18 protein-coding genes are annotated in these 25,675 nt (G+C 63.9%); 4 read left to right on the top strand and 14 right to left on the bottom strand.

Features of this window, described 5'->3' with window-relative positions:
* Positions 1-11: 11 nt before the first annotated feature.
* The 8 genes from EYW47_RS07640 to gloA all read right to left on the bottom strand — a co-directional run bounded on the left by EYW47_RS07640 (position 12) and on the right by gloA (position 9,899).
* A complete protein-coding gene (locus tag EYW47_RS07640) occupies positions 12-701 on the bottom strand; it encodes a heparin lyase I family protein (protein WP_133194277.1) in 690 nt (229 codons plus the stop codon).
* A 283-nt stretch (positions 702-984) separates the two neighbouring features.
* On the bottom strand, positions 985-2,232 hold the full coding sequence (gene wecC, locus EYW47_RS07635) for a UDP-N-acetyl-D-mannosamine dehydrogenase (protein WP_133194276.1): 1,248 nt from the start codon (positions 2,230-2,232) through the stop codon (positions 985-987).
* A 29-nt stretch (positions 2,233-2,261) separates the two neighbouring features.
* The gene (gene wecB / locus EYW47_RS07630) at positions 2,262-3,410 is read right to left on the bottom strand and encodes a non-hydrolyzing UDP-N-acetylglucosamine 2-epimerase (RefSeq protein WP_133194275.1); all 1,149 of its coding nucleotides are present in this window, start codon (positions 3,408-3,410) and stop codon (positions 2,262-2,264) included.
* Between the two features lie 48 nt (positions 3,411-3,458).
* Positions 3,459-5,675: a polysaccharide biosynthesis tyrosine autokinase gene (locus EYW47_RS07625; protein ID WP_133194274.1), complete on the bottom strand. Its 2,217-nt coding sequence runs from the start codon at positions 5,673-5,675 to the stop codon at positions 3,459-3,461.
* 3 nt (positions 5,676-5,678) lie between these two features.
* Positions 5,679-6,119, bottom strand: a complete 441-nt coding sequence (locus EYW47_RS07620) for a low molecular weight protein-tyrosine-phosphatase (protein WP_133194273.1) — start codon at positions 6,117-6,119, stop codon at positions 5,679-5,681.
* Positions 6,116-7,357, bottom strand: a complete 1,242-nt coding sequence (locus EYW47_RS07615; RefSeq protein WP_240763598.1) for a polysaccharide biosynthesis/export family protein — start codon at positions 7,355-7,357, stop codon at positions 6,116-6,118. Before EYW47_RS07615 ends, EYW47_RS07620 begins: the two co-directional genes overlap by 4 nt.
* Positions 7,358-7,377: 20 nt before the next feature.
* The gene (locus EYW47_RS07610; protein WP_133194272.1) at positions 7,378-8,787 is read right to left on the bottom strand and encodes an undecaprenyl-phosphate glucose phosphotransferase; all 1,410 of its coding nucleotides are present in this window, start codon (positions 8,785-8,787) and stop codon (positions 7,378-7,380) included.
* Between the two features lie 728 nt (positions 8,788-9,515).
* The gene (gloA, locus tag EYW47_RS07605; protein ID WP_133194271.1) at positions 9,516-9,899 is read right to left on the bottom strand and encodes a lactoylglutathione lyase; all 384 of its coding nucleotides are present in this window, start codon (positions 9,897-9,899) and stop codon (positions 9,516-9,518) included.
* 208 nt (positions 9,900-10,107) lie between these two features.
* On the opposite strand from gloA, the gene panE reads away from it, so the two are divergent.
* The gene (gene panE / locus EYW47_RS07600; RefSeq protein ID WP_133194270.1) at positions 10,108-11,061 is read left to right on the top strand and encodes a 2-dehydropantoate 2-reductase; all 954 of its coding nucleotides are present in this window, start codon (positions 10,108-10,110) and stop codon (positions 11,059-11,061) included.
* A gap of 90 nt (positions 11,062-11,151) precedes the next feature.
* Here the strand turns inward: panE and rsmA are convergent, their stop codons facing one another.
* From rsmA to EYW47_RS07580, 4 genes are all read right to left on the bottom strand, one after another.
* A complete protein-coding gene (gene rsmA / locus EYW47_RS07595; RefSeq protein ID WP_133194269.1) occupies positions 11,152-11,979 on the bottom strand; it encodes a 16S rRNA (adenine(1518)-N(6)/adenine(1519)-N(6))-dimethyltransferase RsmA in 828 nt (275 codons plus the stop codon).
* Between the two features lie 15 nt (positions 11,980-11,994).
* A complete protein-coding gene (pdxA, locus tag EYW47_RS07590) occupies positions 11,995-13,017 on the bottom strand; it encodes a 4-hydroxythreonine-4-phosphate dehydrogenase PdxA (protein ID WP_133194268.1) in 1,023 nt (340 codons plus the stop codon).
* 22 nt (positions 13,018-13,039) lie between these two features.
* Positions 13,040-14,413, bottom strand: a complete 1,374-nt coding sequence (locus EYW47_RS07585) for a peptidylprolyl isomerase (RefSeq protein WP_133194267.1) — start codon at positions 14,411-14,413, stop codon at positions 13,040-13,042.
* 106 nt (positions 14,414-14,519) lie between these two features.
* Positions 14,520-16,895, bottom strand: coding sequence for an LPS-assembly protein LptD (locus tag EYW47_RS07580; protein WP_133194266.1), 2,376 nt, complete (start codon positions 16,893-16,895; stop codon positions 14,520-14,522).
* Positions 16,896-17,180: 285 nt separating this feature from the next.
* Between EYW47_RS07580 and EYW47_RS07575 the strand changes: the two genes are divergently transcribed.
* The gene (locus EYW47_RS07575; RefSeq protein WP_133194265.1) at positions 17,181-18,230 is read left to right on the top strand and encodes an aminoglycoside phosphotransferase family protein; all 1,050 of its coding nucleotides are present in this window, start codon (positions 17,181-17,183) and stop codon (positions 18,228-18,230) included.
* 63 nt (positions 18,231-18,293) lie between these two features.
* Positions 18,294-19,019 carry an N-acetylmuramate alpha-1-phosphate uridylyltransferase MurU gene (gene murU / locus EYW47_RS07570; RefSeq protein WP_165976523.1) on the top strand — a complete coding sequence of 242 codons (726 nt, stop codon included), beginning with the start codon at positions 18,294-18,296 and terminating at the stop codon, positions 19,017-19,019.
* 19 nt (positions 19,020-19,038) lie between these two features.
* On the opposite strand, the gene EYW47_RS07565 is transcribed toward murU, so the two are convergent.
* Positions 19,039-20,937 carry an ABCB family ABC transporter ATP-binding protein/permease gene (locus EYW47_RS07565; protein WP_133194264.1) on the bottom strand — a complete coding sequence of 633 codons (1,899 nt, stop codon included), beginning with the start codon at positions 20,935-20,937 and terminating at the stop codon, positions 19,039-19,041.
* Between the two features lie 390 nt (positions 20,938-21,327).
* Here EYW47_RS07565 and EYW47_RS07560 point away from each other — a divergent pair, with 390 nt between their 5' ends.
* Positions 21,328-21,723: an acyl-CoA thioesterase gene (locus tag EYW47_RS07560; RefSeq protein WP_133194263.1), complete on the top strand. Its 396-nt coding sequence runs from the start codon at positions 21,328-21,330 to the stop codon at positions 21,721-21,723.
* A gap of 131 nt (positions 21,724-21,854) precedes the next feature.
* Here EYW47_RS07560 and EYW47_RS07555 read toward each other — a convergent pair whose 3' ends face one another.
* On the bottom strand, positions 21,855-25,637 hold the full coding sequence (locus EYW47_RS07555; protein WP_240763597.1) for an EAL domain-containing protein: 3,783 nt from the start codon (positions 25,635-25,637) through the stop codon (positions 21,855-21,857).
* Positions 25,638-25,675: the final 38 nt, after the last annotated feature.

Below are 25,675 nucleotides of genomic sequence, written 5' to 3'. Positions count from 1 at the left end.
ATGTCCGCCTCCTATTCTGTGTCACTGTCCAGAGCGCTCACGATCCCAAGACTGCCCTCACCTCTCTCGGAGATTAAGATATCGCCGAAAAGCAAACACAACCGACGATTAGCATCATTTTTGAAATCCCATTTCGATTTATAAAGCCCAATCTTCAAATACGATGTCTGATCATCCGAATACGCGTTAGGCCATCTATCAGACGAATAAACAACAACGTCATCTTTACGCAATTCTGTCCTTGATTTCACTCCACTTGGATCAGGTACATATCTCAGCACCCAATTGACCCACCTACCGATATCACTCTTGATTTTTCGGAGCACTTGTTGCCGCACACCATTTACGTCAGAGCGCTCCGCGAATTCATAATGGTCACCACGAATCGTCAGCATGATGGGTGGGGGGCCACTGCAACACCCTCCTTGATGAATCTGAGTAATGACAACCGACTCGTCATCGTCTGGGACAAACGATGACGGTATATATGTGCTCCACCTGATCAAATAGTGGTGCCCAACCTCAAACCTTAGCGAGCCCGGAAATACGATTTCCGCGCGTGGGGCTCCATTCGCCACATGTGAATAATCTTCATCGAGAGAAATCGTGACTTTTACGGCTTTACGTCCGCTATGGACCGGATCGTCGACAACGACGACGTCGTCCGGTGATGCCTTCTGCACCACCAACTCTGGCGCCATCCCCCGACTCCAGTCGGATATGAAAACACTCGAGTACCCGCTATCAACTGTGTTCCGATCGGCTGCCGCTACAGAGGACCAGTACAGAGAACATAGGAAAGGTGCGGCGCATAGAACGTGAGACAACTTGCTCCCGATAGTCACTTGCGCTGGATAGCGCAAGCCGTCTTTGACATGCTCGCGACGATGCCCAATAGTTGCACCCACATTTCTACCCAAACGTAGGAACTTGCGCCTATGGCAGATCACCGAAAATTGCACAGATGTCCCGTTGCCGCACACTCTACCTACGTCCCGCCAACACACCACGCGTATCAATCACCACCTTCGCCTGCAAGCGAATCGGATCGACCTGCTTGAACTGCGAGTGATCGACGAGAATCACGATCACGTCAGCCTCTGCCATTGCCGTGCGCAGATCGCAAAGCCGCAGCACGCCCTCCAGCCCTGCCGGCAGTTCGCGAATATTCGGCTCGACAGCCACGACCTGCGCCGGAAAGCGCTGGCCCAGCTCCTTGGCAATCTCCACCGCGGGGCTTTCGCGCAGATCATCGATATTCGCCTTGAACGCAAGACCAAGGCACGCAATAACCGGTTCGCGGAAACGCTTCGCCGCGTTCTCCACACGCTCGATCACCCAATGCGGCTTGTCGTCATTCACATTGCGGGCAGCGCGAATAAGGCGTGCCTGCTCAGGTGCGGAATCCACAATGAACCACGGATCCACCGCGATGCAATGACCGCCCACGCCCGGTCCAGGCTGCAGAATATTCACGCGCGGATGGCGGTTCGCCAGCTTGATGAGCTCCCAAACGTTGATGTCCAGTCGGTCGCAGATCAGCGAAAGCTCATTGGCGAACGCAATATTCACGTCGCGAAACGAGTTCTCGGTGAGCTTGCACATCTCCGCCGTACGCGCATCAGTGACGATGCACTCACCGCGCACGAACACTTGATAGAGCTCGCGCGCCGCCTCACTGCAACGGTCCGTCATGCCACCAATCACGCGGTCGTTTTCGACGAGCTCGCGAATCACGTGCCCCGGCAACACGCGCTCCGGACAATGCGCCACTCGCACTTCCGATGCGTCGCCGGTCTGTTGCGGAAAGGTCAGGTCCGGGCGCATTTCGGCCATCCATTCGGCCATCTTTGCGGTCGCCCCTACCGGCGAGGTCGATTCGAGGACGATCAAGTCGCCCTTCTTCAGCACGGGCGCCACTGCTCGGCTCGCAGCCTCGATATAAGAGAGGTCAGGCTTATGGCCATCCGAGAACGGCGTGGGAACCGCAATGAGGAATGCGTCGGCGGGTTCCGGCATCGTGGTCGCTCGCAAGTAGCCCTGCGTCACCGCGGCATGTACGAGCATGTCGAGTTCGGGCTCGACAATATGAATTGCGCCACGATTGATCGTGTCGACTGCATGTTGATTCACGTCGACGCCAATCACCTTCTTGCGCCGGGCGGCAAATGCCGCTGCCGTCGGTAAGCCGATGTAGCCGAGCCCTACAACCGAAATCGTTTCGAAATTCATGATGTTGGTGTCTTGATTAATCGTTGCCTTCAGGCCGCGCGAAGCGCGGCAGTCCAACGGGCCTTCAACGCGTCCGCAATGCGGTCGCACGCCCGCCCATCTCCATAGGGGTTGTCGCCCCGGCTCATCGCCGCGTACGCTGCCCGGTCATCCAACAACCGCGAAACCCCCTCGACAATCGCCTGCACTTCGGTACCGACAAGCTGCACGACGCCAGCGTCGATCGCTTCCTGACGTTCGGTCGTGTCGCGCATCACGAGCACCGGCTTGCACAGCGAAGGCGCCTCTTCCTGGATGCCGCCCGAGTCGGTCAGGATCAAGTTCGATCGGTCCATCAAGCTCACGAACGGCAGGTAGTCGAGAGGTTCGATCAAGTGGACATTGGCGATGCTCGTGAGCAGGCGATTCACCGGCTCGCGCACGTTCGGGTTCAGATGCATCGGATAGACAATGTCGACTTCCGGATACGCGCGGGCCACTTGCGCGAGCGCCGTGCAAATGCGCTCGAAGCCGTCGCCAAAGCTCTCGCGACGGTGCCCCGTGACCAGCACCAGACGCCGCTCTGCTTGCAGCGCGGGCAAGACCCGCTGGGCCTCGGCGCGCAAATGCGCATCGCCGGCGAGACGCCCGCGTACATGCAGAAGTGCGTCAATCACCGTGTTGCCCGTGACCACGACGGAGCCGTCACTCACGCCTTCAGCAAGCAGGTTTTGCTGGGCTCGCGCCGTAGGCGCGAAGTGGAGCGTCGCCAGCGCGCCCGTCAGCTTGCGATTTGCCTCTTCTGGCCAAGGCGAAAGCAAATTGCCAGTACGCAGGCCCGCTTCGACGTGACCGACCGGAATACGCTTGTAGAACGCCGCAAGCGTGGCGGCCATAGTCGTGGTCGTATCGCCATGCACGAGCACCATGTCGGGCTGAGCACGCTCCAACACCCCGCTCATGCCGGAGAGAATCGATGTCGTCACACCGTAGAGGTCCTGACCGCGTTTCATGACGTTCAGGTCGAAGTCCGGCTCGATGTCGAAGAGCGCCAAAACCTGGTCAAGCATCTCGCGATGCTGCCCGGTCACGCACACTTTGCAATCGAAGTCCGGATCGCGCCGCAAGCGTTGCACGAGCGGTGCCATCTTTATCGCTTCCGGACGGGTTCCAAACGTTAGCAGTACTTTTTGTTTCATTGCCGTGATCCCGCGTAAACCGTCCCCAAGTGGACGAAACACCCTGCGTTAGTCGACCTTCTTCCGATAATCCGAGTACGCCCCATAGGTCGCACCGCGCTGCGGCACGTCGGTCAACAAGACGCCGTCCACGGCAACGCCTGCGCTCGCCAGGTGACGTGTCGTCTCCTTCAGTTCGGCAGCTGAATGTCGGCCGTGGCGCACCACCATGAGCGTCGCACCGGCCTCCTTGCCAATGAGCACGGGATCGGTCACCGCGAGCACGGGCGGCGAGTCCACGATCACCATGTCGTAGGTCGCGGCAAGTGCCTTGAGCACCGTTCCAAAGCGATCGCGCAGCAGCAGCTCCGACGGACGATCTGGTGTCGATCCCGCCATCATGACGTCGAGGTTGGGCAGCACCTGACGGTGAATGACGTCGGCGGGCTCTCGGCCTGTCAGCACCTCGGCGAGGCCGGGCTTACCGTTGATCGAGAAATACGAGTGCACGTCGCCGCGCCGCATATCGGCGTCAATCAGCAGGATGCGCTTGCCCGTCGAAGCGAGCACCGTCGCGAGATTGACTGAGACGAACGACTTACCCACGCCAGGCCGCGGCCCGGTAATCATGACAATGTTGTTTTCGGGCTTGAGCACGCCGAACTGCAGCGCCGTGCGCAGGCTACGCAGACCTTCGACTGCGACGTCGTCCGGGAAGGCCGCGGCTAGCACACCGGGCTTCGACGGATTACGGCGTACCGCTTGTTCGAGCGTGAGTTGCTTGTCGCTATGCGAGATGATCGCGTAGACAGGCACTTCGACGGCGTGCTCGATTTCCGCTGGGCTTTCCAGGCCGCGATTGAGCATGCGGCGGCCGAGGGCAACAGCGCAGCCAATCAGCAGACCCAACACCGCCGCGAATGGAATCGCGAGGAGCTTCTTCGGGCGCACCGGCTTCTCGGGCACGACGGCGAAGTCGACCGTCCGCACGTTGCCGAGTTGGCCCGCCTTCAACACGCGCAATTGCTGCGTGCTGTCGAGTAGCTTCATATAGAGGTCCGTGTTGACCTTCACATCGCGCATGAGACGCAACGCTTCCTGCTGCGTCTGCGGCAGGCCGCTCACCTGACTCTCGTATTGATCCTGTTGGTGCTCCAGTTCGGCGATACGCGCATCAACGGCCGCGACAGCCGGATGCGAAGGCGTATAGCGCTGTACCAGATCGGCGCGCTGCTGCTGCAGTTCGATCATGCGAGTTTTCGTATCCACCACGGACTGCAGCAGGAGCTTGCCTTGGGCGTCGAGATCGATGGCGCCGGTCTTCGCGCGAAATGCGTTGTAGCGCGCCTCCGACTGATCGAGGCTGGCGCGCAACTGTGGCAACTGGTCACCAAGGAAAGTGAGCATCTGTTGCGCCTGCGCCGATTTACGGTCGACGTTGCGCTGCACATACAGGCTCGCGATCATGTTGATCGTTGCCGTGATGCGCTGCGCGTCTTCGCCATCGAGCTTGACGCCGATAATGCCCGACTGTTTCGTCTTCTCTGCAATATCGAGCTTCTTTTGCAGTTCTTCGACAGTTTGCTGGGTAGAAGAGCGCTTGAGGTCAAAGCGCGTCCCAGGTCTTGCCACGAGCGATGCCACGGTCAGCCGAACGGGACCTTCTGCCGTCGTACCGTTGGCAGCTTCGCCCACGCGTGCACGCAATGCAACGTCGCCGTCCGGATCGATCAGTTCGTAACGTTCAGCGTCGAGCGCGTGCAGTTTGAACTTCTTCTCGCGCAGCGCGGCAGGGACTTCGAACTGCGACACGCTGATCCTCTCGCCGCCCCATGCGTAGCTCCCCAAGCCGAGAATCGGCTTCGCCAAACCAGCATCGCCATCGGCCTGCGAGCGGCGTGCAATTGCGCCACCGATCACCGGAAAGTAATGCGGCTTCGCACTCACATCCAGATGCAGCCGGTCCACCGTTTCACCCACCACCATGCGCGAGCGGATCAATTCGATTTCCGCGTCGGCAGTCGCCTTGCTCTGAAACAGCGATGCGAGGTCGCCAAGCTTGTCGTTGATCGAGCTCATGCCCGAATCGTCATCCACCTGAATGACAGCATCCGCGCGATAAACCGGCGTTCCAAGAAAGGCGTACGTCGTGCCTAGAAGGAGCACGCACGCCGCCACGATTGCGATCTGTTTCCAACTTTCGCGCAGTGCATTGAAGATCTCGGAAAGATCGATTTCGTCGTCGTCCGCCTGCTCTGCCGGACGGTTTTGCTTAAGAAGGGTCATGATTCAGTGAGCCAGTCCTGCCAGCACATCGCTCCAATGCGCGACGCCATGCTCGATTTGCGCGAATGCCAGTTCAAATGCCGTGCGATGGCGGCGATACGGGTCGACGACATCAACGCCATCGTTCTCGCTGAGCCGGTAGACTTTGCCTCGCGAATACGGCCACGCGTGCTCGATCTGTTCGCGCTGCACCTTCGTCATCGTCAGAATGAGATCGGCGGCGCGTACCTGTTCGTCCGTGATCGCCGTGGCCACATGCTCGTCGAGCTGTACGCCACGCTCGCGCGCCATTTCAAGAACGAGCGGGTCCGCACCTTCCCCGACCAGTGCATGTGTGCCCGCCGAGCTAAAGCCAATATCGGGCAATGCCTGCGCGAGCATGGCGCAGGCCAAGGGACTGCGGCAGATGTTGCCTTCACAAACCACCAGAACGCGATCGATCATTTCGCCACTAACCCCGCAGTCAAGCCGGCGTTAATGGCCGGAATCAGCAACGTCAGCACGCGGTTGAAGCGGACAAGGCCATTGCCATCCACGTACACGACGTCCTTAGGCTGCAGGTCGAATTCCTTGGCGACCAGCATCGCCACTGGCGAGCGTCCGTCGAGATGGAAAACTTGGGGCGTGCCGCTCAGCGATCCGCGAATCACAAACATTTGCGCGGCATCGGCCGTCGACGAGTTGACGCTACCTGCCTGCGCAATTGCGTCAGCCAGCGTGATGCGGCCCGTGCGGCGCGGAATAGCGGAGATTGGTTTGTTGACTTCGCCCATCACGTAGACGTCGTTTTCATCGCGCGCGACAACACGCAGCATGTCGCCAGACTTGAGATATAGCCGGGACGGACTGACACCGCTCGCCACCATCTGCGTCAGGTTGATGCGGTGCGAAGCGCCTTGGCGCACCAGCACGAGATCGCTCTGATCCGCCGTGTCCGCAAAGCCGCCTGCACGTGAAATCGCTTCGTACAGCGACATCGGCACGTCATTCACTGCGACCACACCGGGGTTGCGCACCTCACCGTCGATGTAAACCTCGTGTGCGCGATAAGACGCCATCCGCACCGTCACCTGAGGCTTGACGAAATATTTGGCGAGCGCGACCGATAGGCGACGTTGCACTTCCTCGGTACGAAGACCGGCAACGTGCATCGTGCCTGCATAGGGAAACGCCAGATCCCCGGCCTGATCCACCACGAAGCCGGAAGACGGATCGCCCGGACGCGTGGAGGCCTGTGATTGGGTCGTACCCACGGCCGCCGCGATTTCCGGGTGATCCCACACCACGATCTGCAGGACGTCGCCCGCGCCGACGGTATAGGGCTGCGGCGCGGCGGACAGCAACTCGACCTGTGCTTGTTGCTTTTCGAGCCGCTCTTCCCGAATACGGCGCACGAGCGCAGCGTCCAGCTCCGTGATGGCCACCTCCGGTGTGGCGGCCGTGGCATCGGCGACTTGCGTCGCGCTTGCGCCACCCACCGCTGCGGCGGACGAAGCATCCGTTTGCTCAGCGCCCACGGTTGCTTTCACTTTGCTGGTTATCATGCGCATGCCGGGCGCCACTCCGCATGCGGTAAGCGCCAGACACAGTGCGATGGTGGCGCTCGCACTGGAAACACGGTGACCCCTACTGCCGCACATATTGCGCTGCTCGGGAACGGTCCTTTTTTTCAATCGTTTCAACACTTCTGCTTTCCGGCTAATCAATAAGCATTTCGATGAACCAGCCCCTTGAAGACCGTCATCAGGACGATCCGCATGTCGAGCCCGAAGGACCAGTTGCTCAGGTAATAGAGATCGTGTTCGACGCGACCTTGCATCTTTTCGATGCGATCGGTTTCGCCGCGGAATCCGTTCACTTGCGCCCAGCCCGTGATACCGGGCTTGATGCGATAGCGATGGATATAGTTGTCCACGATGTCCTGATAGTGCGTGTCGTGCTCGATGGCGTGCGGCCTCGGTCCCACGACGGACATCTCGCCGCGCAGCACGTTGAAGAACTGCGGTAGTTCGTCGAGACTCGTGCGACGCAGGAACGCGCCCACGCGCGTGATGCGCGGGTCGCCTCGCGTCGCCTGCTGAACCACGCCATTAGCCTGCACATGCAGCCGCATGCTGCGGAATTTGTAGATGTTGAAGACCCTGCCGTTGGCGCCCTTGCGCAGCTGCGTGAAGAGCACCGGGCCGCGCGACGTCAGCTTCACTGCAAGCGCAATCGCGAGCAGGAGCGGCGAGATCGTGAGCAGCACGCAGCAGGCGAAGATGCGGTCGAACACTTCCTTCTGCGCCAGGGCTTCCGATGAAAGCGGCGAGCCCACAAGATTGATCGCCGACGTGCCGCCGAGATTCACCATTTCTCCTTCGAAGAGCGCGAGACCGCTGACGTCGGGGATAAAGCGAATGTTGACGAGATCGTTGCGAAAGAGCCCGGTGAACGCGTGGATCGTCTGCTCCTCGGACAGCGGCAGCGCGAGCCATAGCTCGTCGATGCGGTAACGCCGCACGTAGGCAGCGAAACCCGCGCGGTCGCGAAAAGCCGGCACCGCGCCGAGGGGCTCACCGAGATCCGGGCCGGTGTCGAAGATCGTGGCGACGTGGTAAATCGAATCGGGCGTCGATTCGACCTTGCGCAAGAGCTGACGGCAATGCGCACCGGTACCGACAATCGCAACCGTTCTGTAGCTCGCCGTCTGATCGGCACGACGCAAGCTAAGCGCGGAATCCAGCAGCCTGCATGCGATGAGCCCAAGACCGGAGACGAGCGCCCATTCGCAGAACCACGCGAGTGCGGGATGGTATGGCCGATGCATCACGGAAGCGGCCAACGCGGCGCCAGCAAGCGTAAAAAGCCAGACGATCCCAGGCACGCAAACGCAGCGCCACAACAAATGCGTGCGGGCGGTGCGGTATAGCCCGAAAGGAGGAAACACGAGCAGTACGGCCAACAACGTGAATGCGACGAGAGCACTGTCATATCCTGCCTGCCCGGGCACACCGCGACCGGATATCGTGATCTGCGCCCCGGCAGCGATGACCAGCATGTCCAACAGGCGCGCCAGAAGCCTGCCGTTGGTGGAAGGTGCGCTAGCCTCGGTTTGAGTAGGCAAGTTCATGGCTTTTCCTTCGGATGTTCGTGTTCGCGCGCCAGAACATGCGCGCGGCCGCTTGATGGACGTCGCCGACTGGCGGTCCAAAGCAGACGAATCATTCGATAAGGTTCCAGTCACGCTGCGCACCCACACACGTAAAGGACAAAGAACTTCCTGGTTGAAGGAAAACCGGCATTTCGTGCATCTCTCAGAAAATCCGGAGGCACTCGCATGCCGATGGCAGTCTGTTCGCCACAAGCCGCCGAAGGTCGAATCCCCCCTCTTCGCACGCGAGACACGCCCTCCGAATCGTTTTGTAGTTAGTTAATATCCAGGGGACAGATTCTCGTCGGCAGCACTATTCCCGTATATAGGAAGACTCCGAAATGGACACGGGAAGCAACGTCAGAATGTCTCAAATGCGTCTCGAAATTCTCTCCGAGGCACGATCCACAGCTTATGAAATAGCATCTCGATATCCTTAAATAAGGATGCCGAAATAATTGTATCGATTTGTATCCGAAGATATGCACAGAAGAAAATATGCCAAAACCATAGTGCGGCGAGCAACGCTATTGAATATCTTCGATTAGCGTCCGAATTTTCATTCGATCTTCAGGTGGAATATTTAAATTTGTACAAATCGCGCTTTATTTTATTTTTTATTGTCGAGCGATTCGCTAAGCGACAATGCCTTACGACAAATACAGCGGTGAAATCAGAATAATCCGATCTCACCGCCCGGAGAATTCTTACTTCCTCTGAATAAACTCGATCTTGTACCCATCCGGATCCGTCACGAACGCGATCACCGTCGTGCCGTGCTTCATAGGTCCGGCTTCGCGCACCACCGTGCCGCCCTGTGCCTTGATCTTCTCGCAGGCGGCGTAGGCGTCGTCCACTTCCACCGCCAGGTGTCCAAAGCCCGTCCCCAGGTCATAGGCAGGCGTATCCCAGTTGTGCGTGAGCTCGATCACCGTGCCGTCGCGCTCGTCGGTGTACCCAACGAACGCGAGCGTGAACTTGCCATCGGGAAAGTCGTCGCGGCGCAGCAGTTTCATGCCGAGCAATTCGGTATAGAACTTGATCGAGCGGTCCAGGTCGCCAACCCGGATCATCGTGTGTAGAAGGCGCATCGTGTACTCCGTTTTGCCATCGTCAAAAACGCGACTGTACCAAAATCCCACCGGCCCTGCCGACGCCAGCAGGATGCGCCATGCTGGCCGCGGCAAGCAGGCCATACCGATTTGCTCTAGCATTGACGCCATCTCGAAACGGCTGGTGCCCGATGCGAGCACTCACCGGCCAGCGTTACTGACAATGAAAGGAAGCAAAGGAGTCGACATGCGGATTCTGGTGGTAGGTGCAGGAGCGACGGGCGGCTATTTCGGCGGGCGGCTTGCCGCTGCGGGACGCGATGTGACGTTTCTGGTGCGCGAGGCGCGCGCGGAGCAGTTGCGTCAGGACGGCCTCGTGATCCGCAGTCCGCACGCCGGCGATCTCACGCTGCGCGATCCAAAGACCGTGACGCGCGAGGCGCTCGAGTCGCAAGGCGCACAGCCATTCGACGTCGTGCTGCTGAGCTGCAAGGCCTACGATCTCGAAAACGCGATCGATTCGTTCGCGGCGGCCGTCGGGCCCCAAACGGTCATCCTGCCACTGCTCAACGGCATGCGCCATCTGGACGTGCTGCAGGCACGCTTCGGCACGCAGGCCGTGCTCGGTGGCGTCTGCCTGATCGCCTCCACGCTCAACGACAAGCGCGAAATCGTCCATCTGAACGACGCGCACGCCATCACGTTCGGCGAGCTCGGCAACGGTGTTTCGCCGCGTGTCCAGGCCATCGCCGATGCGTTCAGCAACGCCGGCTTCAACGTGAAGGCCAGCGCTCACATCCTGCAGGAAATGTGGGAAAAGTGGGTGTTCCTCGCGACGCTCGCGGGCAGCACGTGTCTGTTTCGCGCGCCCGTGGGCGTCATTGTCGCGACGCCCGATGGCGCGGCGACTGTCGAGCGTCTCTTCGCGGAATGCCGCACCGTGGCCGCCGAGCACGGCCACGCGGTGCGCGACAGCTTCCTCGAGCGCTCGCGCGCGATGCTGTTCGCCACCGGCTCGACGCTCACCGCTTCGATGTTGCGTGACGTGCAGAACGGCGCGCGCATCGAGGCCGACCACATTCTGGGCGATCTGATCCGACGCGGCGGCGCGGCGCAGCGCGCATCGAGTGAGCTTTCGGTACTGCGGATCGTCTACAGCCAGCTCAAGGCGTACGAGGCACAACGCCCGGAAGCGGGGTGACCTTTTGTTAATCGAAGCAGACGGCAACGCATGAGCGCCGCCGTCAGGGAGCCTGAGCGCGCCGCCCTGCCCCCTGACGCTTGAACCTTCTTATGCCGCCGGCGCGTTACCCAGTGCCTGGGCGACGCGCACGTACTCTTCCACCGGCACGTCTTCCGCACGGCGCGCGAGGTCGAAGCCGAGGGCCTCGAAATCCACTCGATCGCGATAATCACCGAGCGTGTTGCGCAGCATCTTGCGGCGCTGCGAGAATGCGGCCGTCACGAGTTCGCCGAGAATCGCCCCGTCCACCTGCGGCAGTTCGTGCGGCGCATACGGAATCATGCGCACGATTGCCGAATCCACCTTGGGCGGCGGCTGGAACGACTCGGGCGGCACGTCGAGCAGCTTGTCGATCACATAGCGATACTGAAGCATCACGGTGAGGCGGCTGAACGCCTTGCTGCCAGGCTCCGCCACCATGCGCTCGACCACCTCGTTCTGCAGCATGAAGTGCTGGTCGATCACACGCTCCGCGAAAGTGGCGAGGTGAAACAGCAGCGGGCTCGAGATGTTGTACGGCAGATTGCCCACGATGCGCAGCGAGGGTTTGTCGCCCGGCGCGGCGAGCGTGCCGAAGTCGAACGCGAGCGCGTCGCCCGCATGCAGTTCGAGCAGCGGCCCGAATTTTTTGGTGAGGCGCGCGATGAGGTCGCGGTCGAGCTCGACCGCATGCAGCGGCGCCTCGGGCGTGGCGAGACGCTCGATCAGCGGCTCGGTGAGCGCGCCGAGGCCTGGCCCGATCTCGACCATGCGTTCGCCGCGCTGCGGGCGAATAACGTCGACGATCGAGTCGATCACGCCCGTGTCGACGAGGAAGTTCTGGCCGAAGCGCTTGCGCGCGAAGTGGCCTTGGTGCTGTCTGCTGCTATTGGACATTCTGGGTGAGATCAATCAGATGGCGCGCCGGTGGCGCGCCATCGAAACAGCGGTGTCGATGGCGGCAATCAGGCTGCCCGCGTCCGCGCGGCCCGTGCCGGCGAGGTCGAGCGCGGTGCCATGATCGACCGAGGTGCGCACGATCGGCAGGCCCAGCGTCACGTTGATGCCTTCGCCAAACGTTGCGTATTTCAGGACCGGCAGGCCCTGGTCATGGAACATCGCCAGCACGCAGTCGGCCTCGTTGAGGTAGCGCGGCTGGAACAGGGTATCGGCGGGATACGGGCCGCGGGCGTCGATGCCAACGGCTGCCGCTTTCGCAAGCGCCGGCGAAATGACGTCGATCTCCTCGCGTCCCAGGTAGCCGTTCTCGCCCGCGTGCGGATTCAGGCCCGTCACGAGGATGCGCGGCGTGGCCACGCCGAAATGCTGGCGCAGGTCGTGATCGACGATGCGTAGCGTTTCGAGCAACCCGTCGATGGTCAGCGCCGCCGACACGTCCTTGAGCGGCAGATGCGTGGTGGCCAGCGCGACGCGCAAGGGCCGCGCGCCGGTGCCCGCGAGCATCATGACCACGCGCGGCGTCTTCGTGCGCTCCGCGAGGTATTCGGTGTGGCCGGTAAAGGGCACGCCGGAATCGTTGATCGTGCTCTTTTGCAGCGGCGCGGTCACGATGGCGTCGAACTCTTGCGCCATGGCGCCGTCGATCGCGCGGTCGAGCAGCGCGAGCACATACGGACCGTTGGCGGCGTCGAGCTTGCCGGCTTTCACCGGCGCGGCGAGCGCGATGTGCTCGACGCTCACGTGCTGGCCCGCCAGCACGGCGGCCCAGTCGACGTTGGCCGCCGCGGCGCGCTTCTCGATGAGCGTCTGGTCGCCGAGTACGACGAATTCGGCCCCCGGCCAGTGCGCCGAGGCGCCTGCGAGCGCCGCGGCGGTGAGTTCGGGACCCACGCCGGCCGGCTCGCCCGTGGTGATGGCGATGCGGACCGGCCGCGGCCCCCGCGGCGCAGAAGACGAAGTGGCGGGGACGTTCACGGCGTGGTTCCTTTGCGGGGGATCAGTGTTGCTGCGGCGGCGTCAGGCCGCTGATCTTGTAGTCGACGTAGGCCGTGTCGCGCAACTGGCGCAGCCAGTCGGCGTAAGCCTGCTCCGCCTTGCGCTGGCCGATGGCCTGGCGCGCGAGATCCATCTGCTGCGCAACCGAGCCTTCCGCTTCACGGCGGCCCAGCACCTGGATCAGGTGATAGCCGTATTCGGTGCGCACCGGGTCGCTGATCTGACCGTCCTGCAGCGTGTTCATGGCGCGCTCGAATTCGGGCACGGTTTCACCCGGGCTGATCCAGCCGAGGTCGCCGCCTTGCGAGGCCGAGCCGTCCTGCGAATAGGTGTGCGCGAACTTGGCGAAGTCGCCGCCGGCCTGCACTTCCTTCTTGATTTCCAGCAGCTTCTGGCGCGCCTGCGGCTCGGACATGCCGTCACCCACGCGCAGCAGAATGTGGCGTACGTGCGTCTGCACGAGTTGCGGCGCCGCGGCGCTCGTACCCTGCCCCTGGCGGCGCTCGACGAGGCGAACGATCTCGAAGCCGTCGTTGGTGCGGATCACCGAGGGGTTCACCTCGCCCGGACGCAGCGTGGAGGCGGCCGTGACCCACTCGGGCGGCAGCTTCGAGGGCGGCAGGAAGCCCATGTCGCCGCCCTTGCTGGCGTCGGCCGCCTGCGAGTTCGACTTCGCGAGGCTCGAGAACTTGCTGCCCGATTGCGCCTCTTTCAGGAGATCGTCGGCTTTCTTCTGCGCGGCTTCGATGTCGGTCTCCGGCGCGTTCAGCGGCGCCTTGATCAAGATGTGCTCGAAGTGCAGGTCGTTTTGCTGACCCGCGTTCGGCCCGCGCTGGCTCGCGATGTAGTTCGCGACTTCGGCGTCACTGACCGAGATCTTGCTATCCACTTCCTTCTCGCGCAGCTTCGAGAGCGTGAGCTCGGTGCGCGCGTCCTTCGTGAACGTGGCCCAGGGCACGCCGGCCGCTTCGATGCGCGCGCGGTAGGTGGCGAGGTCCATGCCGTTGGCCTGGGCGAGGCGCTCGAGGGTGCGCTGCACGGCGGTGTCGTCGACCGAGATGCCGTCTTCCTTCGCCTTTTGCAGCTGAATGCGCTCGAGCACCATCTGGTTGAGCACCTGCGCCTGCAACTGGTCCATGGGCGGGACCGGCGCGTTCTGCTGGTTCAGGCGGCGCGTGATGAGCCCGACGCGGTTGTCGAGCTCGCGCTGCGTGATCACGCCGTCGTTGACGACCGCCGCGATCGTGTCGGCCGTCTGGCCACCGGCGGCGGGCGCGAGCCCCTGCGCGAACACCGGCGCGGCCGGCAACAGTCCCGCGACGGCGAAGATACTCGCAGCGAACGCTGCCAGGCGAAGCTTTTTCATGATTCCCACAGATACTCCAAACAAAGTTGGCGGGCCGCTTCGCCCGTCTCTATGCAACCGAACCCGCACTGCACCGGCTCGCGAGGCTCTGGGGCCGCATGCGCCGGTTCACGCGTTATTGATAATCCGTAAAGCGCGACGGCAGCGGCGGTTGTCCTGGCGGCTGCGTGTAGCCCGGCACGCCGGCCTTGAACGCCGCAACGAGGCCGTTGTCCACGTTCGACAACCCCTTGAGCGTCAACTGCGCGAGAAAACGCGTGGCCGAATTATTCCCGCCAGTGGTGTTGATCCCGTTCGCATAGCGCTGGATGCCGACGCCGAGCGCCCAGCAATCCGCGTCGTACTGCATGCCGACCAGGCCGTCGACGATCTTGTGGCCGTTCAGATCGTAATTGAAGCGGCCCACAGCGTACACCCGATGCGAGAACGGCCATTGAGCCGAAATCAGGATCTGGTTGATGGGCTGATTGTCGAGCGTGCTGCTGTTCTCGCGCGTGTACCGGTAGGCCACGTTGAGCACGCGGCTCGGCCCCGGGCTATAGCCGAAGCCAACGCTCGCCTTGGTCAGCTGGCCCTGGTCGGCATTATATTGGAACGCCGTTTCCGAAGCGAAACCGCCCCCGATCTTAAGCGACATGCCGGCAATCAGGTCCGAATGCGCCGTGCCGGTGCCGGGCGACTCGCCCGGGATCAGCGTGACGCGCTGGTCGGTGAAATAGTATTGCTGCGCGATCACGAAGCGCGCGCGCTCGTCGCCCGTGGCTGCGTCGATGAAGCGCGTGGTCAGCGCCGCCGTGAGACGGTTCGCATCGGCAATGCGGTCGTTGCCGACGAAGGTGTTCGGCGTAAAGATCTCCGCGAGGCCGAAGTCGGCTTCCGCGGTGTCGAAAAGGGGCGCGAACTCCTGGTTGCGGTACGGCGTGTAGACGTAGTACAGGCGCGGTTCCAGGGTCTGGATGTAATCCGTGCCGAACAGATGCACCGAGCGGTCGAACACGAGCCCCGTGTCGAACGTGAAGGTGGGGATCGATTCGGTGAAGCTCTTGGGCGTGCCGGCGGGCACGTCATTGCCGATGTTGCTCAGGTTGTAGTCCGCGAAGTGCCATTGCACCTTCGGCGTGACGAAGTATCCCGGCCCCGTGAGCGAGTACGACAGGTACGGGTTGAAGACAACGCGGTCGCCCTCGGTCGCATCCGCCGTCGTGATGCGAAAGCGCGAGTAGTCGGCTTCCATGCCGTAGTCGAAGCCGCCCACGTTGTACTTCGCGTACTTCACGTTGAGCTCGGGCTCGCGGCCGTACGGCGCAATCGACGGCGAAAGCGTCTGCCAGTGCTGATAGCGGCCGAGCACGGACCAGGGTCCGTTGTTGTACGTGATGCCCGCTTCCTGCTGGTACAGCGTCTGCGTGCCGTTCAGGAACTGATTGGCGGGCGACGCCAGGTCTTCCGGATAGGTGTTGTCCGAGACCTTGTTGTAGTAGATGTAACCGGCGAACCCGTTGCCGAAGTTCTGGTTGTGCTGGATGAACAGCGCGTAGCGGTTGGTCTTCGTGATCGCGTCGTTGGGCAGGAACGTACCGGTGAACGTGCCCGAGTAGTTCGTCGAGAGATACCGGTAGTTGGCCTGCATGAACGCGCCGCGCTTCGAGATGATCTCGGGCGTGAGCGTGAGGTCGCGGTTCGGCGCGATGTTGAAGTAATACGGCATCGACAACTCGAAGCCGTTCGTCGAGCTGATCGAGAACGTCGGCGGCAACAGGCCGCTGCGGCGATCGCCCGAGAGCGGAAACGAGAACCACGGGCTCGCGAAAATCGGCACGTTCTGGAAGAACAGCACGCTGTTGTGCGCGACGCCTTCGTCCGCGCCCGTGTCGAAGTCGAACTCGGTGCCCTTGATATACCAGGCCGGATCCGACGAACACTGACAGGCCGTGTAGGTGCCGTTGGTGAGCACCGAGCGCTCGCTGTCGAGCAGGTCCGCGCGCTCGCCGCTACCCGAGCCGCCGGTCACCGAAAAGTGGTACTTCGGCGTGGGCATGAAGCCCTCGTTCGCCTCGACCTTCAGGTGCGCTTCCGGACCGGCGAAGGTCGTGCCGCTCTGATTGACGACGACATTGCCGTAGGCGTCGGCCATGTCGGTGTCTTCGTCGTAGTGAAGCGCGTCGCCCTTGACGACGTTCGTGCCCTGGCGCAGCTCGGCCGAGCCTTTGACGGCGGTGTCGGCGCCCGATGTCCCGGTGGCCGAATCGCCGAGCACGAACGTGGCCGGCCGCTGGCCGGGCGCGTTCGGATGATCCTCGAGTTGCGGGGAAAGACGCAGGCTCCACGCGTCGTCCAGCCGCTGGGGCTGCGCAGCGTCACCCGCGAGCTGGGCGTGCGCGAGCGCGGGCAAGAGACCCGGCATGGCCACGAGCGCCGCGATGAGCCGCCGCTTGCCCGGCACGCCGTCGTCACTTTTGGAGATCGTCTGGAAAAACTGTCTGGGCGGCATGTATGGTTTTGGCGTATCGGCCCGTCAGCCTGCCCGCCCATCACGGCTCCACTGCCGGTGCATCGGCCTCGTGACCCTGGCTCGGGCGAGAAACCGGAGCAGGGCGACGGTCGAAGCAACGATCAAGGCAACTTCGCGCACAATTATTTACAATTCATCGGACGATGGACTGGCGATAAGTGCGGCGAGCGAACCGTCATGCGGGCTTTGGCGCGAGTCGCGTCAAAAAAGTCGTGGGGTATTATATGGCAAGACGTTGATCCACTGATTTTGCCTCCGGTTTTCATGACCCTCATAGCCCCGTCTTCCCCGGCCGACGCCCGCCGCGACCTGCTCGCCGCCTGGCTTGCCGGCCACGCAGAAAAATACGCGCTCGACCTCGCCACCCTCGCCCCAGCCTCCGCCGACGCGAGCTTTCGCCGCTACTTCCGCCTCGCGAGTGCCGGCACGCACGGCGCGACGCTGATCGCCGTCGACGCGCCGCCGCCCGAAAAGTGCCGCGAGTTCGTGCAGGTCGCGCAGCTGCTCGAGGCGGCCGGCGTGCACGTGCCGCGCGTGCTCGAAGTCGATCTCGACGCGGGTCTCATGCTCGTGACCGATCTCGGCACGGCCCCTTACCTCAAGGCGCTCACCGATGCGGGCCCCGGCCCTCAAGCGCGCGCGCTCATGCGCGACGCCATCGACGCGCTGATCCGCTTCCAGCTCGCCTCGCGCGAGGACGTGCTCCCCGCCTTCGACGAGGCGTTCCTGCGCCGCGAGATGGAACTGATGCCCGAGTGGTATCTGGAGCGCCATCTGGGCCGCAAGGTCGACGAAGCCACGCGAGGCGTGCTCGATCGCACCTTCGCGCTGCTGATTGCGAGCGCGCGCGCCCAGCCGCAGGTCTTCATGCTGCGCGATTTCATGCCGCGCAACTTGATGATCGCGACACCCAACCCCGGCGTGCTCGACTTCCAGGACGCGGTCTACGGCCCGATCACCTACGACATCGCCTCGCTGTTGCGCGACGCGTTCCTGAGCTGGGACGAGGAGTTCGAGCTCGACTGCTTCGCGTACTACTGGGAGCGCGCGAAGAAGGCCGGGCTGCCCGTCGATGCGGACTTCGGCGAGTTCTACCGCCAGCTCGAATGGATGGGGCTGCAGCGCCACATCAAGGTGCTGGGCCTCTTTTGCCGCATCAACTATCGGGACGCCAAGCCCCACTACATGGCCGACCTGCCGCGCTTTCTCGACTACGCGGGCAAGGTCGCGCACCGCTATCGTCCGCTTGTGCCGTTCGCGCGGCTCATCGACGAGTTGCAAGGCACGAGCGCCGACGTCGGCTACACGTTCTGATCGCGCTGGCTCCCCTCAATCATTCATGACAACAAGGTCGAATTCATGACGCGTGCCCCTGCAATGGACACGGCGGAGCGCACGGCGATGATCTTCGCCGCCGGGCGCGGCGAGCGCATGCGCCCGCTCACCGACACCTGCCCGAAACCGCTGCTCGAAGCCGGCGGCAAGCCGCTCATCGTCTGGCAGATAGAGCGGCTCGCGGCGGCGGGCTACACGCGCGTCGTCATCAATCACGCGTGGCTCGGCGCGCAGATCGAGGCCGCGCTCGGCAACGGCGCGCGCTTCGGCGTGCAGCTGCACTACTCCGCCGAGACCGACGCGCTCGAAACCGCGGGCGGCATCGCCCAGGCGCTGCCCTTGCTCGAGCGCGCGGGCGAGCCGGCCGTGTTTCTCGCGGTGAGCGGCGATGTCTATAGCGAATACGACTTCGGCGTGTTGAACGCGCGCGCCGAGGCGCTCGCGGCGCAGCCCGAGCCCGGCATGCATCTCGTGATGGTGCCCAATCCGCCCTTTCACCGGGCCGGCGACTTCGCGCTCGGCGCCGACGGCCTGCTCGCGCTCGACGGCGCGCCGCGCTACACCTTCGGCAATATCGGCCTCTACGACACGCGCATGTTCCGCAGCCTGCCGCGCGGCGAGAAGCGCGCGCTCACGCCGTACTACCGCGAGGCCATCGCGGCGAAGCGCGCGAGCGGCGAGCTCTTCGAGGGGCACTGGGAAAACGTGGGCACGCCCGCGCAGCTCGCGGCGCTCGACACCGCGTTGCGCGTGACGCAGCGCGGCTGATCCGCGTTCAGTGCCCGCTCTAGCGTCCGCGCTCAGTGGCAATCGAAGCCGGCTCGGCCGCGGCCCGGTCCGCTTCGCTCGCCCGCTGCTGCTGCAGCGCCCACATCTGCGCATACTGGCCTTCGGCGCGCAGAAGCTCCGCGTGCGTGCCGCGCTCCACGATGCGTCCGTGATCCATCACGATGATCTGCTGGGCGTGCACGATCGTTGAAAGCCGGTGCGCGATCACGAGCGTCGTGCGCTCGCGCGCGATCAGATCGAGCTCATGCTGGATCGCGCGCTCCGAGCGCGAATCGAGCGCCGAGGTCGCCTCGTCGAACAGCAGGATCGGCGGATTCTTGAGCAGCGTGCGCGCGATCGCCACGCGCTGCTTCTCGCCGCCCGAGAGCTTGAGGCCCCGCTCGCCCACCGGCGTGTCATAGCCCTTCGGCAGGCTCTCGATGAACGCGTGAATGTGCGCCGCGCGCGCCGCCGCGATCACTTCCTCGCGGCTCGCCTCGGGCCGGCCGTAGGCGATGTTGTAGTAGATCGAATCGTTGAAGAGCACCGTGTCCTGCGGCACGATGCCGATCGACGCGCGCAGCGAATCCTGCGTCACGTCGCGAATGTCCTGGCCGTCGATCGTGATCGCGCCGCCCGTCTCGCGGTCGAGATCGTAGAAGCGGAACAACAGGCGCGAGAGCGTGGACTTGCCCGAGCCGCTGTGGCCCACGACCGCCGTCGTCGTGCCCGCCGCAATGGTGAAGCTCACGTCATGCAGGATCTGACGCGCCGGTTCATAGGCGAAATTCACGTGCGTGAAGCGCACCTCGCCGCCGCGCACCGCTAGCGGCGGCGCGCCCGGCGCATCGGGCACCTCGCGCGCGACGGTGAGCAAGGTGAACATGCGGTCCATGTCGGTGAGGCTCTGCTTGAGCTCGCGATACACCACGCCGAGAAAATTCAGCGGAATGTAAAGCTGCAGCATGAAGGTGTTGATGAGCACGAGGTCGCCCAGCGTGAGCTTGCCGGCCATCACGCCCTGGGTCGCGCGCCACAGGATGAACACGAGCCCCGTGCCGATGATCGCCTGCTGCCCGAAGTTGAGCGCGGAAAGCGACTGCTGCGACTTGATCGCCGCCGCACGGTAGCGGCGCAGGTTCTCGTCGTAGCGCTGCGTCTCCCACGCTTCGTTGCCGAAGTACTTCACGGTCTCGTAGTTGATGAGCGAGTCGATCGCCCGCGAGTTCGCGCGTGAATCGAGCTCGTTCATCGTGCGGCGAAAATGCGTGCGCCACTCGGTCACTTTCACGGTGAAGACGATGTACGCGGCCAGCGCCACGAGCGTGACGATTGCGTAGTACGCCTCATATTTCACCGTGAAGAAGCCCAGCACGAGGCCCACTTCGACGAGCGTCGGCAAGATGCTGTAGAGCGAGTACGAGATGAGCTGCGTGATGCCGCGCGTGCCGCGTTCGATGTCGCGCGACATGCCGCCGGTCTGGCGCTCCAGATGAAAGCGCAGCGAAAGCGCATGCAGATGCTGGAACACCTTGAGCGCGAGCTGGCGCACGGCGCTTTCCGTCACCTTCGAAAAGAGGATCTCGCGCATCTCCGTGAAAAGGGACGTCGAGAGGCGCACCACCGCATAGGCCACCACGAGGAGCCCCACGCCGCCCATCAGCACGATGCCGGGGGCGTGCTCGGCGCGCCCGAGCGCGGTGAGGTGCCGTACGGCGGCGAGATTGTCGACGATGTGCTTCATCACGATCGGCACGCCGAGGTTAGCGACCTTCGCGCCGATCAGGCAAGTGAGCGCGAACGCCACGCGCCACTTGTAGGCGGTGAGATACGGCAGCAGCGAAATGATGGTCTGCCAGTCGTTGCGCGGCCCGGTGGCGAGCGGCGCGGGTTCGTTGGAGGCGGGAAAGCGGCGCATGGACGGGCGACCAGGGGCGTGCCGCGAGCGGGCGCCTCGAGAGTCAAGGTCGCGCGCGGGAAGCACAGCGTATTGTTGGGGAGATGGACGACGGGTTCCGGGGCGCGCCGGATCGATGCTGTGTGCCGTTCTGGCTGCACCGCCGCGCCTGCCGCTTTCCCGTACAATTCCTGACACCGTATTGTCGCAGAAGGCAGCGCGCCCCGCTGACGGCCACTGGCGCGTGCAACTGGCGCGTACAACTGGCCTGTGCCACCGGGCGCCGCGTCCCGTGTGCTACCTCTACCAGGACATGAGGCCGCGTCTGCGGCGGCGTTTTTGTGCCGCCTATGTCCCGTATCTGCCCTGCTGTTGGAGCCCCGCTGTTCCAGCCCTTTTCATGGACACCCAATGACCGACTCTTCCCCGCTCCCCCAGAAGTCGCCCGCGCTGCGCGTCGTGCCGCAGCCCTCCGACGCCAACGTCCACGGCGACGTGTTCGGCGGCTGGATCATGTCGCAGGTCGACATCGCCGGCTCGATCCCGGCGAGCCGCCGCGCCAACGGCCGCGTCGCGACCGTCGCGGTGAACTCGTTCCTGTTCAAGCAGCCGGTGTTTGTCGGCGACCTGCTGAGCTTTTATGCCGATATCGTCAAAACCGGCACGACCTCGGTGACCGTCGAGGTCGAGGTCTACGCCCAGCGCATGCGTCTGAGCGATGAAGTCGTGAAGGTGACCGAAGCGACGCTCACCTACGTGGCCACGGGCGCCGACCGCCGCCCGCGTCCGTTGCCGGCGGTCGAATAAGGTCCAGCCCGCCCGGTTCGTACATCGCGCCGCAGCGCCCGGTTGCAGACGCGTTCGCATGACCGGGCACGGCGCGCGGGCTTGCCGCGTGCACGACCCGATCCGCTTGCATCAGGCCCTCCGAAGGCACATCAAGCCGGCCACGCGAGCCCCGCGCCTTCCTCGTATGCCAGGCTCGCGCTCAGGAGCGCCGCGGCTTCCGCGCCCGGCATCGGCGGCGCGAAGAAATACCCTTGCAGCTCGTCGCATGCGCGCTCGCGCAGGAACGCGAACTGTTGCGACGTCTCCACCCCTTCGGCGATCACCTGCAGCCGCAGCTCATGCGCCAGCGCGATGATGGCCGCGGTGATGGTCTCGTCGTCGCTGCTGTTGCCGATGTCCGCCACGAACGAGCGGTCGATCTTGAGCCGGTCCACCGGCAGCCGCTTCAGATAGCTCAGGCTCGAATAGCCGGTGCCGAAATCGTCGATGGCGATCCCCACGCCCGCCTCATGAAGCGCGTTGAGCATCGAGACCGCCTCTTCCGTATTGCGCATCAGCGTGCTTTCGGTGAGCTCGACTTCGAGCCAGCACGGGTCGAGCCCCGTCTCCTGAAGCACACCCTTCACCAGCTCGGTGATGTCGCGCTGATGGAACGTCTTCGCCGAAAAATTCACGGAAACGCGCACGGGCGGCAGCCCCGCGTCCTGCCACGCGCGGTTCTGCCGGCAGGCCTCGCGCAGCACCCAATCGGAAAGCGGGCCGATCAGGCCGCTCTCCTCCGCAACCGGAATGAACTGCGCCGGCGGCACGAGCCCCGCCTCGGGATCGCTCCAGCGCACGAGCGCCTCCATGCCGACGATGCGCCCGCCCTCGATCTCCACCTGCGGCTGGTAGTGCAGCAGGAACTCGCCGTCACGCAGCGCGCGGCGCAGGCGCCGCTCGAGGTTCATGCGCGCGCCCGCGCTCGCGTTCATCTCCGGCTGATAGAACTGGAACGTGTTGCGGCCCAGTTCCTTCGCGCGATACATGGCCACGTCGGCCTTCTTGAGCAGCGCCTCGGCGTCGTTGCCGTCTTGCGGATACACGCTCGCGCCCATGCTGCAGCCCACGTAGAGCTCGGTGCCGTCGATCCATACCGGCTCCGAGATCATCGAGCGCGCACGCTCCATCCAGCCGATCAGCGACTTTTCGTCGATGGTGTCCGTCAGCACGATCACGAACTCGTCGCCGCCGTGGCGCGCAACGGTGTCGCTCGTGCGCGTGCAGCGCGTGAGCCGCTCGGCCACCACACCCAGCAGCCGGTCGCCCACGCTGTGGCCGAGGCTGTCGTTGACGTTCTTGAAGCCGTCGAGGTCGATAAACAACACGGCCACGCCGCGCGCGTGGCGCTGCGCCGAGACGAGCGCCTGCTGGAGGCGGTCGCGCAGCAGGTTGCGGTTAGGCAGTTGCGTGAGGCTGTCGTAGTTCGCCTGGTATTCGAGCTGCTCCTGATAGCGGATCAGCTCGGTCACGTCGTTGATGATGCCGATATGGTGCGTGATGCCGCCGTCGAGGTCCGGCACCGGCGCGATCAGCAATTGATTCCAGAACAGCGCGCCGTCCTTGCGGTAGTTGCGCAGCACGGCGCTCACCTCGCGGTTCGCGAGCAGCGCCTGGCGCACGGCGATGAGCCCTTCCTGGTCGCGGTCGTCGCGTTGCAGGAAGCGGCAGTCCTGACCGATCACATCGGCCGGATCGTAGCCGGTGATGCGGCGAAACGCGGGATTCGCGTACTCGATCAGGTTGCTTCCGTCCGGCCCCGGCCCGGTGATCAGGATCGCGTTGACGCAGGCGTCGAGTGCCCGGCTTTGCAGGCGCAGCGCGAGGTCGGCGCGTTTGCTCTCGGTGGTGTCCGAGTAGCTGCCGAGCACGCCCATCACGCGGCCATCGCCGTCGAGCAGCGGCAGCTTGCTTGTGAGCGTGGTGCGGTGCACGCCGTCGATCGTCAGCTCTTCTTCGAAGTTGATGCGCGGCAGGCCCGATTCGATCACGTCGCGGTCCTGCGCATGCCAGGCGAGTGCATACGCGCGCCATGGCAAGTCGTCGTCGGTCTTGCCGACGATCTGCTCGGGGTAAGCCAGGCCCGCGTCGCGCGCGAACGTCATGTTGCAGCCCAGATAGCGTGATTGCGCGTCCTTCCAGAAGATCCGCTGCGGGATGTTGTCGATCACCGTCTCGAGCATCTGGTTGGAGCGCTGCGCCTCGACCTCGGCCTTGATCTGCTCGGTCACGTCGTCGGCGAGCACGAACACCGCCGCGCGGCCCTGGAAAACGAGCGAATGGTGCGAGATGTCGGCGCTGATGAGCGAGCCGTCGCGGCGCGCATGGCGCCAGATGCCGGCCATCGTGCGCACGTTCTGCGTGAGGGTGTCCGAGCGCGCGAGATGCTGTTCGAGCCGCGCGACGTCGTCGGCCGGGCGGATCTCGCGGATCGTCATGGCGAGGAACTCTTCCTCGCTGTAGCCGTATTGCTGGATCGCCGCCACATTGACCGCGAGAAAGCGCAACGTCTCGCGGTCGAACACGTACATCGGCACCGGGTGGGCGTCGAACAGACCCTGGAAGCGCTCGTTGCGCGCACGCATGCCGGCGAGCGCGCGCAGCTTTTCGCGTGCGGCGTTCTCACGTGCACCAAAGGTGTAGATGAGGAGCGCCGCGCCCGAGAGCATCGTCACGATCAGCAGAATCGACGCGCGGCGGCCCGCGCTCGACGACTCGGCGAACGCGCTGGCAAGCGCGCGATCCTGCTCGCCCTGCAACGACGAGAGCCTGGCGTCGACGCGGTCGACGCGTGTGTCGAGGCGGATGTATTCGCTCGCGACCCACGGCGCAACACCGGCCAGCGCGTGATCCGCGGCGACCGGCTGCGCTGGGACGTCCGGTTGCGCGGTTGGCGCAACTGCGGGCTGCGCGGCCGTATCCGCGACGGTTGTGCTGCTCGCGTACGGCTCGGCAAGGCTCGATCCCGGCAGTGCCGGCTTTTTCGCATAGGGATCGGCAAGACTCGATGCCAGTGTGCCCGGCTTGCTCGAATACGGCGAGGCGAGACTCGTTGCCGACACGCCCGGTTTGGTCGCATACGGCGCAGCAAGGCTCATTGCCGGCACGCCCGGCTTGGTCGAATACGGCGCAGCAAGGCTCGCTGCCGACACGCCCGGTTTGTTCGCATACGGCGCAGCAAGGCTCGCTGCCGACACGCCCGGTTTGTTCGCATACGGCGCAGCAAGGCTTGGTGCCAGCACACCCGGCTTGCCCGCATACGGCTCGACAAGACTCGATGCCAGCACGCCCGCCTTGCCCGCATACGACTCGACAAGACTCGATACGGACCCGCCCGTCTTGCCCCACGACGACAAGTCGCGCCCATGCGCTGGCGCCACCGCAACGAACCCGGTATCCCGCACACCGCCAGCTTGCGCCGTGCCGCCTTGCCCCGCCAACGCTTCGTGAGCCGCCTCGGCTTGCTGCGCACTGGCCTGCACGCGGGCATCGGCGAGACGCTCCTGTGCGCGAGCGAGCGTGTCGTCGATCTCGTCGGCGAGCCGTGACGCTTGTGCCGCCACGTTCTCAAAGCGCTGCGCCAGCGCGGGGTCTGCTGCCAGTTCGGCGCGCAGCACCTGCGCCGTGTCGTCGAGTTCCGCCGCGCGGGCCTCGCGCGCGCCGGGGGGTTCGGCTGCGCCGTCGGCCTCGAAGCGGCCGAGTGCAGCGAGCCCGCTGCCCAGTGCTCTACGCAAACGATCCAGATCATGCCGCACGCGCGCGGCCTGCGCGGCCCGCTGGTCGATCTCACGCTGCGCATCGATCTGCGCCCAGGCCACGAAAGCGTTTGCGCCCACGGCAGCCGCAACGACCAACAGGTTGATGAGGTGCCGTTTTGAGTAGTGAAGATTCATGAATGCCGAACGTCGTTCGTCCCCGTAGGGCGGGCACG

Origin of the sequence: Paraburkholderia silviterrae, assembly GCF_004353915.1 — a bacterium.
Taxonomy (GTDB): domain Bacteria; phylum Pseudomonadota; class Gammaproteobacteria; order Burkholderiales; family Burkholderiaceae; genus Paraburkholderia; species Paraburkholderia silviterrae.
Note: the sequence above shows the minus strand (reverse complement) of the source record. Positions and strands in the feature narration are given on the sequence as shown.